A 13,202-nucleotide genomic window follows, 5' to 3' on the forward strand; every position below is an offset into this window, starting at 1 on the left:
CTGGACCCGCGGTCTTGCCTGAGCGGCCGACTACCTCTGGTAGTGCTTGGTCGGCGAGCAGTTGTCAGGGTTCAGCGAACCCTTGTCACGGCAGACGCGTATGTACGCGTTGCTGGTGTACTGCGCGGCACCGTCCCAGTTCAGCTTGTCGAGGGGGACGGACGTCCTCTGCTTGCCGTTGTACCGGCTCCAGTCGTAGCCCTCGACCCGCACCTGGATGTAGACGTTGTGCCCGTCGCCGTTGTCGGTGTCCTTGAGGTTGCCCTTCCACTCGAAGGCACCGTGGTTCTGCCCGGACGGCCAGAACGCGTACTGGCCGTCCTTGAAGCTTGCGCCCCCCGTGGTGAGCGTCGGAATGTCGTGCCACGAGACCGCCATCGCGGTCCCGGCGCTCAGGGCGAAGATTCCGCCGGCGAGCACGCCGACTGCCAACTTGCGCATTTTTTCTCCCGTTTGGTTGTTCACCCTGGTTGGTCATGATGCTTCCAGGGCCGTCGATGATCGTAACGGGAGTAATCACGACCGAAGTTGAATTAAGCGACACCTTGCTGCTTTGGCTGGATTCCGACGGCGCCGATGGGCGCGCTCTCTGTGAACGCGCGTGAGGGTGCCACGGGCCCGTGGCACCCTCACGCGCGTCCAGCGGCCGGGGAGCCGGGCTCACTTGCGGGAGGTCACCAGTTGCCCGGTCGTCGCCGAACAGGGAGTGGCCTGGACCGTGGTCGACGACGGATCGGCTGCGGCAGCCGACGGAGCGAGGGACAGCATTGTGGCCGCCGGGCCGTACGGGACAGCCCGAAGGGCACGATCCTGGACGCGCTGGGGGCGGACCTGTCGACGATCACGGAAATCCTGCGGCACACCCGGATCAGTCCGACGCGCTACGTCAAGAGCCGCTCGTGTCCGGGAAGGACCCGCGCCGCACGGGAGACACCTTCGTACCCGCGCCCCGGAACCTGCGCGGAGCGCGTGACTGAGACTGGAACGGAGACCGGAGACCGCCGCGCGGCTCGCGCCCGCGCCCGCCGCCGCATCCGGCAAAAGCAAAAGCCCCAGGTCACGGCGAGTGAGTCCTGAGGCTTCCACAGAGCCGCCTTCGGGATTCGAACCCGAGACCTACGCATTACGAGTTTCCGTGACGGCTGGTCGGCATGGATCGCCACCGGTCATAATCGCTGGTCAGACGGCATATTTCCCCTCCGCGTCCGTGTGCGACCGAGGGCGAACCGCAACTAGCAACGCAACTACCCACCCCCGACCCCTCGGCCGCGAGGGGTCCTTGGCATGCGAACGGTTCGAGCAAGTGGCTCCACGTACTTGCGCGACCCATCGCGACCCTCTACGATTCGAGTAAGCGACACCGCTTACGCAAGCGGCCCCAACCCGGTGCTACCAACACCGAGAAGGGGCCTACGGCACTACCTGAGCAACCAGGAGCCCCGCGTGTTTCAGCTTCTCACGTCCCCTCGTACCGCCCGCACTGTCCGCGGCCTGATCGGCGTCGTCGCCGACGCGGTCCGTTCGATCGTCACTCCGGCCGCCCTCGTCGAGGCGCAGCAGCTGGAGACCATCGAGACGGAGACCGCCCCGGACCCGACGGACACGTACAGCGCCGACGAGCTGCCGGAGGTCGAGGCCATCGAGACCGCCGCCGCCGAGTACGCGGCTGCCGCCGACCAGGCCCGCACCGCGGACCGCGCCAAGCGCAAGACCCGCAAGCTCCTCGACCGCCTCCCGGCCGGCCTGTACGGCGGATGGCTCGTCTCCCGGACCCCGTCCAGCCGGCAGACCGCCGACCTCGACGCGATCCGCGCCACCTACGAGCGCCTCGGCCTCGGCCCGGTGCCGATGAAGCAGTCCGCGCCGTCCTTGAAGGTCGAGCGCGTCGACGTCCCGGCCCTCACCGCCTGACCCTCTCCACCGTTCCACGGCCTCCGCAGAAGCGGACGGCCCCGGCGGGAGCTCTGACCTTCCCGCCGGGGCCTGTGGCCGAACCCCTACTCAACAGGGAGAACGACCGTGAACAGCACCGTAGCCGCAACGCCCACCGTCAAGCCCGGCTATCGCCTGATGCCGGCCACCGTCGGCCGCACCAACGCCACGTCCGTGACCGTCTACATCGAGTGCCCGACCTGGTGCACCGAGGACCACGTCGACGAGCCCGTCCGCGACATCGAGGACGTCATGCACCGCGGCGACATCGCCGCCGTGTACGTCCCCACCTTCGGGTACGGCGCCTATCCGATCCAGATGCACGCCACCGTCGAGAGCGACCCGGTGGCGACGGAGCCGGAGTTCAAGGCCGCGCACATCACCGTGCAGGACGCCGGCGGGAACTCGTACTCGCACCTCACCCCGGAGATGGCGGAGCGCCTGGCCGACGAGGTCGTCGGGTTCGCCGCCCAGCTGCGGCACCAGGCCCGTACCTGCCGCCTCGCCAACCAGGTGACGGGCGACTCGGATCCGGACATGGACGAGGCGCTGCGCCGTGTGCGGTTGGGGGCCTCGGTCCAGAGCAGTGACATCGAGGCCATGCCCATCGACCGCCTGCTGAAGGCGTTCGGGGTGACGGTCACCGAGGCCGACGGCAACGGGGCGGAACTGTTCGGGGAGCCGGGCGCGATGGAGTTCCGCGTCGGCCGCGCCACCCGGCAGCAGCTGCGTGACAGCGAGGCCCGCCGCCTGCTCGCCGAGTACGCCGCCGGTGCCCGCCGTGCGTGAGGACGAAGCGCTGGCGCTGGTCCGGAGTCTCCTCACGGAGGCTCTGGGCCAGCCGGGCCAGCCCACCACCTACGTCCGTGACCTCGCCGGCCGGATCGGTGAGCTGCGCGCCACGATGCGCGCCGCCCTCAAGGTCATCGACCAGGCCACCACCGAGGAGCAGCAATGACCGCCTACAACCCGCTGCACGGCCCCGACGAAGAGCCTCCGTTCCCGGCGCCCCTCGACGATGAGCTGAAGCTCACCCGCGAGTACCTCGACAAGGTCGCCGTCGCCAACATCCACGACCACACCGCGATGCTGAAGGCCGCGACCGGCCTCAACTACCGGATCCGGTCCCTGCTCGCCGCCCTCGACGCCGAGCGGGGTGAGGGACAGTGAGCGCCCCTCGCACGGTCACGCTGAACACGATGGACCACGGGCCGGTCACCTTCGACTGCCCCGCCTGGTGCATCGGCCACGGCTGGCAGCCCGACGGGCAGATCGGCCGGAACGACATCGCGCACAACTCGGTGCGGGTGAAGGCCGCGGCCGACACGTACTCCCACGGCTTCCAGTCGCTGATGCGGGTGTGGATCACGTGGGCGCCGTTCGCCGAGCTCGTCCCGCGGGTGTCCGTCGTCCTCGACCTGCACGGCGACTTCGAGGCCGAGGAGGTCTCGCATCTGGCCGGTGTGCTGCGGACGGCCGCCGGCCGGATGGAGAAGGTCGCCGCCGAGGCGATCCGCCTGCGAGGTGACCTCGCGTGAGCGCCCGTTGGCCCATCCCCCGTCCGACGGAGCACGCCGCGTTGAGGGCCTGCGACCGCAGTCCGCGTCGTCTCCCCGCTGTTCCCGCCCTGATGGCCGCGCTGGTCGAAGCAGTCGACCGCCGTGACCGGGAGGGCATGTGCCTGGCCTCGCATCGAGTGGTGCGGGCCGCAGCCCCCGGGGTGGTGAAGCCGTGAGTCTCCGTGACCGCGCCCGTGACGCCTTGTACGGGGCGATGAACACCGCCGACGGCTCGCCCGCCTCCGCTCGCCGCGCCACCCAGGTCGCCTCCGTGGCTGCGCACGCCGCCGCCGAGCACGGCCACACCGGAACCGCCGCGGTGATCGCTGGTCTCGGCGCCGCCGCGGTGGCCGCCGAAGGCGCCCTCTCCAACTACGTCTATCCGCCCGGCGACTACGCCACCTTCCGAGAGGACGGGAAGCGATGAGCTCCCTCCTGATGTGGGCACACGCCCACCCGACGGCCGTCGTCGGCGCCACGGTGCTCCTCCTCGTCGCCGTCACGCTCGCCGCCCGCGTCGTCCGCAAGACCACCACCCGGCCGCCGGCCGCCGTCCTCGTCGCCGCGATCGGCGCCCTCGTCTGCACCGCGTACAGCGGTGACACCTCGTGGGGATTCGCCCGCGACCGCCTTGGCATGACCGCCGTCCAGGAACGCTCCGTGATGTTCCTCGCCGCCGAGCTGGCTCTGTTCTCCTGCGCGCTGATGGCCCGCCAGAACCTGCGCACCGCCGGCGCCCCGGGCACTCCGGGCCTGCTGGTCTGGTTCATCACCGGAGTGCAGGTCATCCCGGCATACGCCGAGTCCGGCATCGTTGGCGGCACCGTCCGCGCCGTCGTCGGCCCGGTCATGGCAGCCCTGTTGTGGCACCTGGCGATGGGTATCGAGCTGCGGCACGCCAAGCCCGGCGCCGACTCGGGCAGCCTGCCCGCGCTGCTGGCCCGGGAGCTGCGGGAGCGGCTGCTGTCCCGGCTCGGTCTCGCCGTCCGCGACCGGAGCGCCGAGCAGATCTCCCGGGACCGATGGACCGTGAAGGCGGTAGGCCTGGCCGCCAAGCTCGCCGACACCCCGCCCCAGGGCCGCGGCCGTGCCCGGCTGTCCCGTCGCCTGTCGGTGGCGGTGGGCAAGGCGCAGGCCGGCGCGAGCGCGGAGCAGCGGGCGAAGCTCCTCGACCTACTGGCCGCCCGCCGCCACGCCGCATCCCTCGCCACCATCGACCTCGCCTCGCCGTGGGAGGACGCCGTCGAGGTGACCGTCGAGCAGATTCCGGAGGAGCGGAAGGAGCTGCCTCCCGCGCGGCCGCCGGTCGTCCCGCCCGGTGTCCGCCTGCTGCCGCTCACGGCCCGGCCCGTCATCAACTCGGGCCCGCCGCTCTACCGGTGGGACCACATCCGCGGACGCCTGGTCACCAACCCGGAGGTGGTCATCCCCGAGTCGGTGCCCTGGCACTGGAAGGACGCCAGCACCGGTACCGGCCTCCAGAGTGACGACGCCCCGAAGGTGACCGCCGCCGTACCCGTACAGGCACCCCGCGAGGTGGTCACTCAGGTGATCGCCCTCACCCCGGGTGAGCTGCTGAAAAGGGCACAGCGCCTCGACCGCGACCGGTCATCGACTGCCGGGCGCCGCGTGACCATCGCCCAGCTGCAGGACGAGTTCGGACTCAGCCGCCGCGAGGCGACCGATCTGCGCCGCCAAGTGGTCACGCCGGAAGGGCGGTAGTGGTCATGAAGTGGCTTCTCCTCGGTGCCCTGCTTGGGCTCCTGATCGCCTTCCCGCCGCTCCTCGCCCTGGTCGTCACCGCGACCGCGGCGCTCCTGTCCAAGCCCGTCCTCGTCGCCTTCGGCCTCGGCCTCGCGGTCCGCGTAACCCTGCCCCGTCTGCGGAGGCGTGTCCGATGAACCAGCCCGACCCTTCCAACCTGCCCGAGGCGTACCGGCAGTACATCGAGCCGGCCGCCCACCACCGCCCGCCGAACGTCCTCTACGACCAGCAGGGCCGCCCCGTCCACTTCACCATCGGCCAGCCGCCGGCCCCGGTCGTTGTCCAGGCACCCGTCCAGCAGGGCATGGACCCCGCCCTGCAGCGGCTGATCATCATCACGTTCCTGATCCTCGCCGTGGTCGTCGTCTGCACGGCCGCCATCTGCGCGGTCGTCGTCCTCGTCGGCGGAACGCTCATCGGGATCATCGGCACCGTCTCCGCCAACCTCCCCATGATCGGCCTCTCCCTGGGCGCCGTGATCCTTGCCGCCGGATGGGCCGCCTCCAAGATCCAGCCCACCAAAAAGCGCCGCTGACCAGGAAGGACTTACCCCCATGAGTGTTCGTTCCCGTGCCGCCCGCGAGCGCAAGACGTACATCGCCCGGATCGCCCGCGGCATCAAGCGCCAGCACGGTCACGTCCGCGCCGCCGACGTCGCCGCGCTCGCCGCATCGACCGGACTGAAGACGTCGTACCCCGAGGTGTGCACCGTCCTCGCCCGCATCGGCCTGCACCGCTGACATGGTCGACATCGCCGAAAAGGACGTCGCCCGCTTCTGGGCCAAGGTCGCCATCGAACCCACCAGCTGCCTCGCGTGGACGGCTGGCCGGAACTCCTACGGATACGGCAAGTTCTACTGGGCCGGCAGGAACATCCCTGCTCACCGCTTCGCATACCTCGCGCTCGTCGGTGAAATCCCCGCCGGCCTCTCGTTGGACCATCTCTGCCGGGTCCGACACTGCGTCCGCCCGGATCACCTGGAAGCCGTGACGCCGCGGGAGAACACCCTGCGCGGCGTGAACCACGTCGCGGACCAGGTGAAGCGGACGCGCTGCCCCCAGGGGCACGCCTACACCGCGGCCAGCACCCGAATCAAGAACGGCAAACGGGAGTGCCGCACCTGCCACAACCGGGCCCGCAGGGACAAGCGAGCTGCCAGCAAGTCGGCCTGACGGCTGCCCGATCCGCCCGGGTGTGACGGGCGGTGAGGGGAGCCGGAACAGTCCGGCCCGTGACCAGGAGGAACCCGTGACCCGAGAGCAGCGACTGAGCATGGCGGACGCCGCCAACACCCGGGCCGCCACCCTCGCCCGCGACGCCGAGCGTGCGGCCCGCGGTGACGCCCGAGCCATCGCCGTACCGCTCGCCGCCGCCGGCGGACTGTGGGCGCAGGTGGCCAGTAGTCACGCCGCCATCGCCGCCGCCATGACCAGCACCGACGACATCACCCCGGAGGCCTGACATGGCGTTCACCAACAAGGACCCGCACAGCGCCACCGAGATCCTCAAGGTCATCGGTCTCGGGATCCGCATCGAGCGCCGTAAAGCCCGCGGCAAGCCCGTCAAGCGCCTGGAGGCCCGCGTCGACCGCATCAGCGAGAAGGCGCAGGAGCGCGAGAACGGCAAGCGCAAGAAGTAGCTAGCCCCGGGGACGGCATCCCGCCGCCAAGCAGACCGCCGTCCCCGGGCCCTGTAGTCCCGTCACGAAATACGTCACGAAACCCGGAGACCAGCATGACCGAGACCGCACCCGAGCGCGTCAACGGGCACGCCGAACCCAAGGTGTCCATCCTCAAGTTGGCGCCCGAGCAGGAGCCCGTACCGGCACCGCCGCCTGCTACTCCTGCCCCGGCATCCGAGAGCAAGCCGCAGGTCAGGCGCAGGGTGCGCATCGACTCCCTGCGCCGCGTCGTCGTCGAGACCCGCACGAACCCCGCCTACCGCTTCACCGTCCGGCACGGCGCGTACATCGTCGGCGGCACCCGCCTTCTGACCCGCCGCGCCTGGGACTCCCGCACCACCGCCCGGCACGAGCGGATGATGCGCGCCGCCGAAGCGGCCGGGCAGGAGGACGTCGCCCGCGACTGGGAGCAGCGCGCGTACATCTTCCGGCAGTCCCGCCACCGCCGCCGGATGGAGCTGCTGCAGCTGGCCATCAACGCCCCCAAGGCCGTGGCCATGGGCGCAGCCGGCGGGGCGGGCATCCTGCTGATGATCGGCATCATGCTGGCGTTGGCGAACCACGACGTGCACGACGTGCTGACCCCGATGAACACCGTGGTCGAGCTGATCGCATGGGTCGCGCTCATCGCCGGGATCGTGTGGGATCCGCTGCTCACAGCCTTGCCCTGGCTCGCCCTGGCTGGGGTGTGGGCTGTCGGCCGGCACCGGCAGACGGCGCCCGTGTGGGCCCTGCCTGTCGACCCGGAGCAGCGCGACGTCGTCCCTGATGAGGGCGCCATCCTGCGGGCGCTGGGCAACCTCGGCATCGCCCCGCTCAACAAGGCCATCAAGGACGGCTGGGTGCCGCGCTGGGTGTCGCCCACGACCCGCTCGGGGAACGGCTACCACACGCAAGTTCAGCTTCCGATGGGCGTCACCGTTGAAATGATCAACGGGAAGAAGAAGGTGCTGGCCCACAACCTGCTCCGTAAGCCCGTCGAGGTGTGGCCAACCGAGCCCCCGAAGCAGCCCGGCACCCTCGACCTGTGGGTCGCCGACCAGGGTTCCCTGTCCGGGCCGGTGCCGCCGTGGCCACTGCTCACCGAGGGAACCGTGGACTACTTCAAGGGCGTGCCCGTCGCCGTCTCGCAGCGCGGAGAGCCCATCATCGGTCAGCTTATGGGCAAGAACTACCTGGTCGGCGGCATCATGGGGAACGGCAAGACGTCCCTGGTGGTCGCCCTGCTGCTCGGAGCGATCCTCGACCCGCTCGTCATCGCCGAGGTGTACGTGATGGCGTACAACGTCGACTACGACCCGCTCAAGCCGAGGCTGAAGGTGTTCGTCAAGGGTGACGACGACGAGCAGATCAAGGCCGCGTTCGACGCGCTGCGCCGCCTTGCCGACGAGGTCAGCCTGCGCGGGCAACTACTGGAGGAACTCGGCGGCGAGGCCACCAAGCTGAACCGCGAACTCGCGCTGAAGGACCCTCGGATGCGGCCCAAGGTCGTCGTGTTCGACGAGGTGCACGAGCTGTTCATGCATAAGGAGTACGGCAAAGAGGCCGGTGAACTGGCCATCAAGGTGATCAAAAAGGCGCGGAAGTGCGGGATCACGCTGATCTTCACGACCGTGTCCCCGACCGCCGACAGCATCCCGAAGGACGTCACCCGCAACACCGGCAACAACGTGGCGTTCGCGGTCGGCGACCACGTCGCCAACGATGGCCTGCTGGGAACGGGAAAGCATCGGGTGGGTATCACTGCCACCACGCTGATCTCGGGCGAGGACATCGGTACCGCCGTGACCACCGGCTTCAGCAAGAAGCCGTTCGAAGTCATCCGCTGCCATTACGTCGCCCGAGAGCCCGAGAAGGGCATTGACGAGGTCACGCCGGTCGTCGAGCGGGCGATGGCTCTGTACGAGGGAACCGCCGCCCCGGAGACACCCGCGTTCGAGCCGGCCGACCACCTCGCCGACATCCTCACCGTCCTTGGCCAGGCGCCGCGGATGCGGACACAGGACGTGCTGCACCGGCTGATCGACCACAATCCGGCCGAGTACGGCGGCTGGTCGCCCCGGGACCTGGCGCGCGTCCTCAACGACTGCGGGCACGGCGAGTACAAGACGGTCGGCGTGATGCACGTCAGCCGGCAACGCATCTTCGACGCCATCGCCGACCGCGAAGAGACCTTGCCGGACGACACCGACGACGAGATCTGACCGGAGGGAGGCAGCGGGATCTCGGGGAGTTCTCCCTACCCGCCTCCCTCCGCTGCCTCCCTGTACGTGACCTGCACATATGCCCACCGAGGGAGGCAAGGGAGGCAGTTCGCGAGCGGCCCCGAACCCCGGGTATCGCCGCTTTCGACTCCCCTTCCTTGCCTCCCTCCCCACTTCCGAAAGGACACCGTGGCCACCACTTGGGAGTCACCGGCCGAGTCGCTCGGCGAGCACATCGAGCGCCTGGCCGCCATCGAGGCGGAAGCCGAGACCGTGCAGACCTGGCAGCCGCTCGTCGTACCTGGCGCGTTGCAGGCGTTCGCCTACGCGTGCGCCGCCATTCACGGGGCGAGCCTCGCCGTGCCGCTCCAGGACGTCCCCGCCCGCGCCGAGGCGCGTACCCAGCGCGTCGACCGGCTCTGCGCCGCCGCCTCGTTCATCGTCGACGAGAGCGCCCTGTATCGCCCTCTGGGTGGGCCCGCGGCGCTCGTCGACCAACTCGACCGGCTGCTCACCGTCGCGGCGCTGCAGCCGCGTCTGACGCTGCGGATCCTGCCGCAGGGCATCGAGGCGCACCCGGGGCTCGCCGGGGCGTTCAGCTTGTACCGGTCGAACCGGCAGCGGGCGGTGCTCGTCGAGGCGTTGACGGGCTCGGCGATCTCGACCCGGCCGGACGATGTCGCCGCCTACAGTGCGGCATGGGATCGCCTGGAGGGGCTCGCTCTCTCCGAGCAGGAGTCCCTTGACCTGATCGACGCGACGAGGGGGACGCTTTGCCGGAGACTCCGAACGAGTCTTTGATCTGGACGAAGTCGACGTTCACCGATTCCACCGCCTGCGTGGAGTGGGCGCGGCCTGCGGGCAGTGTCCTGGTGCGGGACTCCAAACGGCCAGCCGGCGCCCGTGTGCCGCTCGCCGAGGACGCGTGGCAGGGCTTCGTCGACTGGGTGAAGGACACGCCCGCATAGCCGAGCGAAAACGCTGGTCGCAGAGCTGGACCTCTACGACGAAGGTCCAGCTCGCCAATCGAGCGAAGGCTCCATGCGTGGCCCACTCGGCCACGCGTGGGGCCTTTCGTCGAGTCCGAGGGTCAGGCCACGGGCCGCCGGTCATAGGCGGCGAGCGTGGCCTTGTTCGTGGACGGGTCCTGGAAGACGAGCTCCCACGGTCCAGTGTTGACGTCGAACTCCTTACCGAAGCCAACCCACTTGCCCGTCATACGACGGCCCGTCGGCTCGACGAGCAGCTGGATCGCCCCGTGATACCGGGCCCCGAGGTAGTAGCCCTCGCTCGCGGTCTGCTCCGTCCATGTGCCAGTGGCGACGTGGCCGTCGACCTCCAGGTCCATGGCCAGCGGCGAATCCGACGAGCCCGGCAGGGAGCGGACCGTGAGCCGGTTGCCGTGCTGGAGCAGCACCACGTAGTGCAGCCCGACGAACGCGGCGTCCCGGCCGCTGGAGAAGTACTCGTACTTGGACAGCCAGACGCCCGAGTAGTTGCGTGACGAGGCTTGCGGGACACCTTGCGGCCCGCTGACTGCAGGGGCGACGCCGTTGGCGACTGCTTCCATGTCGTGCCCACCCTGGCCGTCGTCCGAGACGCGCGCCAGGGGCACGCTCACGGTGAAGCCGAGCGATTCGATGGGCAGGCCGGTGACGTCCTCAAGGGCGCGGGCGTACACGGGGCGGGGTGCGGTGGTGGTGCCGGCTTCCCAGCGCTGTACGAGCCGCTTGTTCGCATCGTTGGGGACGCCTGCGCGGGCGCCGGCCTCACGGACCGCGCGAGCGAAGTCGTCTTGGGACAGGAGCATGCCCATGCGTACTGCTCGCAGGGCGCTGTTCGGTGTGGCCATGCGGAAACGGTAGACCTCAACGGCTGGGAATGACACCGAAATGACGCCCCCTATGTCGCCGGTTTGACGCCTGCACTGACGCCGCGCAACCCGCCGCGACGGGGCCACCTTGAACTCGTGACCGCTACAGGCAGCGACAGCATGCACCCCGGTCTGACCATCACGGTCTACCGCGTCGACCCGAAGACGATGGAGCGCACCCCCGTCCGCTCCCGCTCGCTCCCACCGGCCAAGGAGCCCGTGTTCAGCCTCGCGTTCCCGCCCTGCGAGTGCAGCCGCTGCACGAAGCGCGGATGAGCCGATGAGCCCCATGTGGGACAACGAACCCGAGTACGACGCGGGCATCTGCATAGCCTGCGGCCGGCACACCGACGACGGCGTGGTCCGCTGGCTGCCGCGCGCCTCCGGCCCCGACGTCCGCCTGATCGTTCACACCCGAGCGCAGGACTGCGCAGCGCCGCCCACCGAGCCCGTCCGGGCCGCCCTTCGCCGTACCGCGCCCTGAGACTCCCGTCCGCCCTGCACCGCAGGGACGGCGGGCCAGTGCCCCGACCGGGGCACACGTCCACTACAGGAGGACGACATGACCGTCGCGTTAGAACGTCCCGCCACAACCGCCAGCCGCGATCCCGAGGGACTCCTCAACGCGGTAGCCCCGCACATCACCGAACTCACCACGAACGTCTTCGACTCCGGCATGCCCCTCTGGGACCGCGAGATCGCGCTCCTGCTGCGCGACCACACGATGGTCCGCGACATGGCCGAACGGATCCTCGGCAACGCCGTCATGTACGTCATGGGCTCCATCGAGAACCCGGACGTACACCTCGGCGTCGGCAAGCTCGTCGACATCGGCGTCCACCAGCTCATCCTCGATACACCCGTCTGGTGGGGCATCTGCCGCCTCTACAACGGCGGCCGCTTCAAGCACCACGCCCCGTTCATCGAGCGCCGCAACGACGGCCTGTGCCTGCGTACTGGCGACTTCCTGAAGAGCCAGGACTGGGCGATCGACGAGGAGCTGTGGGCCATCGACGGCGCCGACTGCTCGCCGTGCGACGACAAGGTCCCCGACAGCCACTGACCCCCGCTACAGTCGCCCCCGTCCTCACGGCTCCCGAGGGCGGGGGCTCCCGCATCCCGACGACCAGAGGAACTTCCGTGCCCGTACCCCACGACATCCCCGCCGAGACCGAACTCTGGGACGCCTTCGCCGAGTCGGCGTTCAAGGACGACGCCGAGCCCTCGTTCTGCTGGACGCAGTACGCCGGCCACGGCCCCGGCCCCGAACTGCTCGACAACCCGGAATCGGTGCTGGAGATCGGCTGCGGCACCGGCCGCGCCCTCGCCCATCTCGCACAGCAGGGCGTCAAGGCCTGCGGTGTCGACCTCTCGCCCCGCATGGTGGAACGCGCCGGGGAGAAGTGGGCGCCGCTCGGTGTGCGAATCGAGCAGGGCGAGATCCTCAAGTGGCTTGCCGCCGACGAGGCCCGCTACGACGCGGTGTACTCCATCTTCGGCGCGGCCTGGTTCACAGACCCGTCCCGCCTCTTCCCGCTGGTTCGCGAGCGCCTAGTGCCGGGCGGGGTGTTCGTGTTCTCCCAGCCGCCGGCGATCCCGGGCGCCTACGGCCCGCAGGGTATGTACAAGGGCGGGTTCGCGGGGAAGGCGATGTTCACCTACCGGTACAGCTACAAGCCTGCCGTGTGGGAGCGACACCTGTTCCGGGCCGGGTTCGCCACCGCGAAAGCCCGAATGGTGGAGGCCCCGAAGGAGGACCACATCGGCACCCTCATCGTCAGGGCCCGGGCTTAGCCCTCTACGCGGGACCAGGCCCCGGCCGGACGTCGATCCGGCCGGGGCCTTCCCGTTCCCAGGCGACACGAGGGCCGTCAGCAAGACGGGCTACAGGTGCTTCCCCGCCGCGACGTAGCTCTCCAGCAGCTCGACACCGACCCGGCGAGAGATCAGCGGCTCCGCCCACAGATGCCCGTCTGGGCACCGCACGAACGAAGCAGACTCGCTCCGGTCATCGCCGTCGACGGACAGCACCAGATCGTCCGCAGCTGCGCACTCCGGGCAGGCGATCAGGGCACCGCCCTTGGACACCCGGCAGGGCAGCGGGTACTGGGCTGTCAGGCCCTGAACGCTGATGCTGTTCTCCGTCGGTCGGGGTCGCCGGTCTCGGCGAGGTCGAAGTCGCATCGGT

General features: G+C 69.8%; 23 protein-coding genes and 1 tRNA gene. 20 read left to right on the forward strand and 4 right to left on the reverse strand.

Annotated features, from left to right (window positions below):
- Positions 1-30 precede the first annotated feature (30 nt).
- Positions 31-441 carry a hypothetical protein gene (locus OG780_RS19275; protein WP_328449834.1) on the reverse strand — a complete coding sequence of 137 codons (411 nt, stop codon included), beginning with the start codon at positions 439-441 and terminating at the stop codon, positions 31-33.
- A 647-nt stretch (positions 442-1,088) separates the two neighbouring features.
- A tRNA-Pro gene (locus OG780_RS19280) sits at positions 1,089-1,188 on the reverse strand.
- 255 nt (positions 1,189-1,443) lie between these two features.
- On the opposite strand from OG780_RS19280, the gene OG780_RS19285 reads away from it, so the two are divergent.
- From OG780_RS19285 to OG780_RS19360, 16 genes are all read left to right on the forward strand, one after another.
- Complete coding sequence (locus OG780_RS19285; RefSeq protein ID WP_328449836.1) at positions 1,444-1,911, forward strand: hypothetical protein; 468 nt, start codon at positions 1,444-1,446, stop codon at positions 1,909-1,911.
- 108 nt (positions 1,912-2,019) lie between these two features.
- Positions 2,020-2,721 carry a DUF6907 domain-containing protein gene (locus OG780_RS19290; protein WP_328449838.1) on the forward strand — a complete coding sequence of 234 codons (702 nt, stop codon included), beginning with the start codon at positions 2,020-2,022 and terminating at the stop codon, positions 2,719-2,721.
- The gene (locus tag OG780_RS19295; protein ID WP_328449840.1) at positions 2,714-2,890 is read left to right on the forward strand and encodes a hypothetical protein; all 177 of its coding nucleotides are present in this window, start codon (positions 2,714-2,716) and stop codon (positions 2,888-2,890) included. Before OG780_RS19290 ends, OG780_RS19295 begins: the two co-directional genes overlap by 8 nt.
- Positions 2,887-3,102: a hypothetical protein gene (locus OG780_RS19300; protein ID WP_328449842.1), complete on the forward strand. Its 216-nt coding sequence runs from the start codon at positions 2,887-2,889 to the stop codon at positions 3,100-3,102. Before OG780_RS19295 ends, OG780_RS19300 begins: the two co-directional genes overlap by 4 nt.
- The gene (locus OG780_RS19305) at positions 3,099-3,470 is read left to right on the forward strand and encodes a DUF6907 domain-containing protein (protein ID WP_328449844.1); all 372 of its coding nucleotides are present in this window, start codon (positions 3,099-3,101) and stop codon (positions 3,468-3,470) included. The genes OG780_RS19300 and OG780_RS19305 overlap by 4 nt, the downstream gene beginning before the upstream one ends.
- Positions 3,471-3,663: 193 nt before the next feature.
- Positions 3,664-3,918, forward strand: a complete 255-nt coding sequence (locus OG780_RS19310) for a hypothetical protein (protein WP_328449846.1) — start codon at positions 3,664-3,666, stop codon at positions 3,916-3,918.
- Positions 3,915-5,213 (forward strand): hypothetical protein, encoded by a 1,299-nt coding sequence (locus OG780_RS19315; protein ID WP_328449848.1) that lies wholly within the window; start codon positions 3,915-3,917, stop codon positions 5,211-5,213. The genes OG780_RS19310 and OG780_RS19315 overlap by 4 nt, the downstream gene beginning before the upstream one ends.
- Positions 5,214-5,218: 5 nt before the next feature.
- On the forward strand, positions 5,219-5,392 hold the full coding sequence (locus tag OG780_RS19320) for a hypothetical protein (RefSeq protein ID WP_328449850.1): 174 nt from the start codon (positions 5,219-5,221) through the stop codon (positions 5,390-5,392).
- Positions 5,389-5,790, forward strand: coding sequence for a hypothetical protein (locus tag OG780_RS19325; RefSeq protein ID WP_328449852.1), 402 nt, complete (start codon positions 5,389-5,391; stop codon positions 5,788-5,790). The genes OG780_RS19320 and OG780_RS19325 overlap by 4 nt, the downstream gene beginning before the upstream one ends.
- Positions 5,791-5,809: 19 nt before the next feature.
- On the forward strand, positions 5,810-5,995 hold the full coding sequence (locus tag OG780_RS19330) for a hypothetical protein (RefSeq protein ID WP_328449854.1): 186 nt from the start codon (positions 5,810-5,812) through the stop codon (positions 5,993-5,995).
- A gap of 1 nt (position 5,996) precedes the next feature.
- Entirely contained in the window at positions 5,997-6,428 is a 432-nt protein-coding gene (locus OG780_RS19335; RefSeq protein WP_328449856.1) for an HNH endonuclease signature motif containing protein, read from the forward strand.
- Positions 6,429-6,504: 76 nt separating this feature from the next.
- Positions 6,505-6,717 carry a hypothetical protein gene (locus OG780_RS19340; protein ID WP_328449858.1) on the forward strand — a complete coding sequence of 71 codons (213 nt, stop codon included), beginning with the start codon at positions 6,505-6,507 and terminating at the stop codon, positions 6,715-6,717.
- Between the two features lies 1 nt (position 6,718).
- Positions 6,719-6,895 carry a hypothetical protein gene (locus OG780_RS19345; RefSeq protein ID WP_328449860.1) on the forward strand — a complete coding sequence of 59 codons (177 nt, stop codon included), beginning with the start codon at positions 6,719-6,721 and terminating at the stop codon, positions 6,893-6,895.
- A gap of 95 nt (positions 6,896-6,990) precedes the next feature.
- Complete coding sequence (locus OG780_RS19350; RefSeq protein WP_328449862.1) at positions 6,991-9,141, forward strand: cell division protein FtsK; 2,151 nt, start codon at positions 6,991-6,993, stop codon at positions 9,139-9,141.
- A gap of 189 nt (positions 9,142-9,330) precedes the next feature.
- Positions 9,331-9,942 (forward strand): DUF5753 domain-containing protein, encoded by a 612-nt coding sequence (locus OG780_RS19355; RefSeq protein WP_328449864.1) that lies wholly within the window; start codon positions 9,331-9,333, stop codon positions 9,940-9,942.
- The gene (locus OG780_RS19360; RefSeq protein ID WP_328449866.1) at positions 9,939-10,109 is read left to right on the forward strand and encodes a DUF397 domain-containing protein; all 171 of its coding nucleotides are present in this window, start codon (positions 9,939-9,941) and stop codon (positions 10,107-10,109) included. The genes OG780_RS19355 and OG780_RS19360 overlap by 4 nt, the downstream gene beginning before the upstream one ends.
- Before the next feature lie 122 nt (positions 10,110-10,231).
- Here OG780_RS19360 and OG780_RS19365 read toward each other — a convergent pair whose 3' ends face one another.
- The gene (locus OG780_RS19365; protein ID WP_328449868.1) at positions 10,232-10,993 is read right to left on the reverse strand and encodes a helix-turn-helix transcriptional regulator; all 762 of its coding nucleotides are present in this window, start codon (positions 10,991-10,993) and stop codon (positions 10,232-10,234) included.
- Between the two features lie 117 nt (positions 10,994-11,110).
- Between OG780_RS19365 and OG780_RS19370 the strand changes: the two genes are divergently transcribed.
- From OG780_RS19370 to OG780_RS19385, 4 genes are all read left to right on the forward strand, one after another.
- Positions 11,111-11,290, forward strand: coding sequence for a hypothetical protein (locus OG780_RS19370; RefSeq protein WP_328449870.1), 180 nt, complete (start codon positions 11,111-11,113; stop codon positions 11,288-11,290).
- Positions 11,291-11,294: 4 nt separating this feature from the next.
- Complete coding sequence (locus tag OG780_RS19375) at positions 11,295-11,498, forward strand: hypothetical protein (protein WP_328449872.1); 204 nt, start codon at positions 11,295-11,297, stop codon at positions 11,496-11,498.
- A gap of 78 nt (positions 11,499-11,576) precedes the next feature.
- On the forward strand, positions 11,577-12,077 hold the full coding sequence (locus tag OG780_RS19380) for a hypothetical protein (protein WP_328449874.1): 501 nt from the start codon (positions 11,577-11,579) through the stop codon (positions 12,075-12,077).
- Between the two features lie 77 nt (positions 12,078-12,154).
- Positions 12,155-12,808 (forward strand): class I SAM-dependent methyltransferase, encoded by a 654-nt coding sequence (locus OG780_RS19385; RefSeq protein ID WP_328449876.1) that lies wholly within the window; start codon positions 12,155-12,157, stop codon positions 12,806-12,808.
- Positions 12,809-12,898: 90 nt separating this feature from the next.
- Here the strand turns inward: OG780_RS19385 and OG780_RS19390 are convergent, their stop codons facing one another.
- A complete protein-coding gene (locus tag OG780_RS19390) occupies positions 12,899-13,198 on the reverse strand; it encodes a hypothetical protein (RefSeq protein WP_328449878.1) in 300 nt (99 codons plus the stop codon).
- Positions 13,199-13,202 lie beyond the last annotated feature (4 nt).

Origin of the sequence: Streptomyces sp. NBC_00386 (assembly GCF_036063235.1) — a bacterium.
GTDB lineage: Bacteria > Actinomycetota > Actinomycetes > Streptomycetales > Streptomycetaceae > Streptomyces.

Excerpts from the sequence above, each read along its gene's own strand:
- OG780_RS19335 (WP_328449856.1), top strand. The coding sequence starts at position 5,997 with ATGGTCGACATCGCCGAAAAGGACGTCGCCCGCTTCTGGGCCAAGGTC.
- OG780_RS19345 (WP_328449860.1), top strand. The coding sequence starts at position 6,719 with ATGGCGTTCACCAACAAGGACCCGCACAGCGCCACCGAGATCCTCAAG.
- OG780_RS19320 (WP_328449850.1), top strand. The coding sequence starts at position 5,219 with ATGAAGTGGCTTCTCCTCGGTGCCCTGCTTGGGCTCCTGATCGCCTTC.
- OG780_RS19325 (WP_328449852.1), top strand. The coding sequence starts at position 5,389 with ATGAACCAGCCCGACCCTTCCAACCTGCCCGAGGCGTACCGGCAGTAC.
- OG780_RS19380 (WP_328449874.1), top strand. The coding sequence starts at position 11,577 with ATGACCGTCGCGTTAGAACGTCCCGCCACAACCGCCAGCCGCGATCCC.
- OG780_RS19350 (WP_328449862.1), top strand. The coding sequence starts at position 6,991 with ATGACCGAGACCGCACCCGAGCGCGTCAACGGGCACGCCGAACCCAAG.
- OG780_RS19365 (WP_328449868.1), bottom strand. The coding sequence starts at position 10,993 with ATGGCCACACCGAACAGCGCCCTGCGAGCAGTACGCATGGGCATGCTC.
- OG780_RS19390 (WP_328449878.1), bottom strand. The coding sequence starts at position 13,198 with ATGCGACTTCGACCTCGCCGAGACCGGCGACCCCGACCGACGGAGAAC.
- OG780_RS19375 (WP_328449872.1), top strand. The coding sequence starts at position 11,295 with ATGAGCCCCATGTGGGACAACGAACCCGAGTACGACGCGGGCATCTGC.
- OG780_RS19275 (WP_328449834.1), bottom strand. The coding sequence starts at position 441 with ATGCGCAAGTTGGCAGTCGGCGTGCTCGCCGGCGGAATCTTCGCCCTG.
- OG780_RS19330 (WP_328449854.1), top strand. The coding sequence starts at position 5,810 with ATGAGTGTTCGTTCCCGTGCCGCCCGCGAGCGCAAGACGTACATCGCC.
- OG780_RS19300 (WP_328449842.1), top strand. The coding sequence starts at position 2,887 with ATGACCGCCTACAACCCGCTGCACGGCCCCGACGAAGAGCCTCCGTTC.
- OG780_RS19315 (WP_328449848.1), top strand. The coding sequence starts at position 3,915 with ATGAGCTCCCTCCTGATGTGGGCACACGCCCACCCGACGGCCGTCGTC.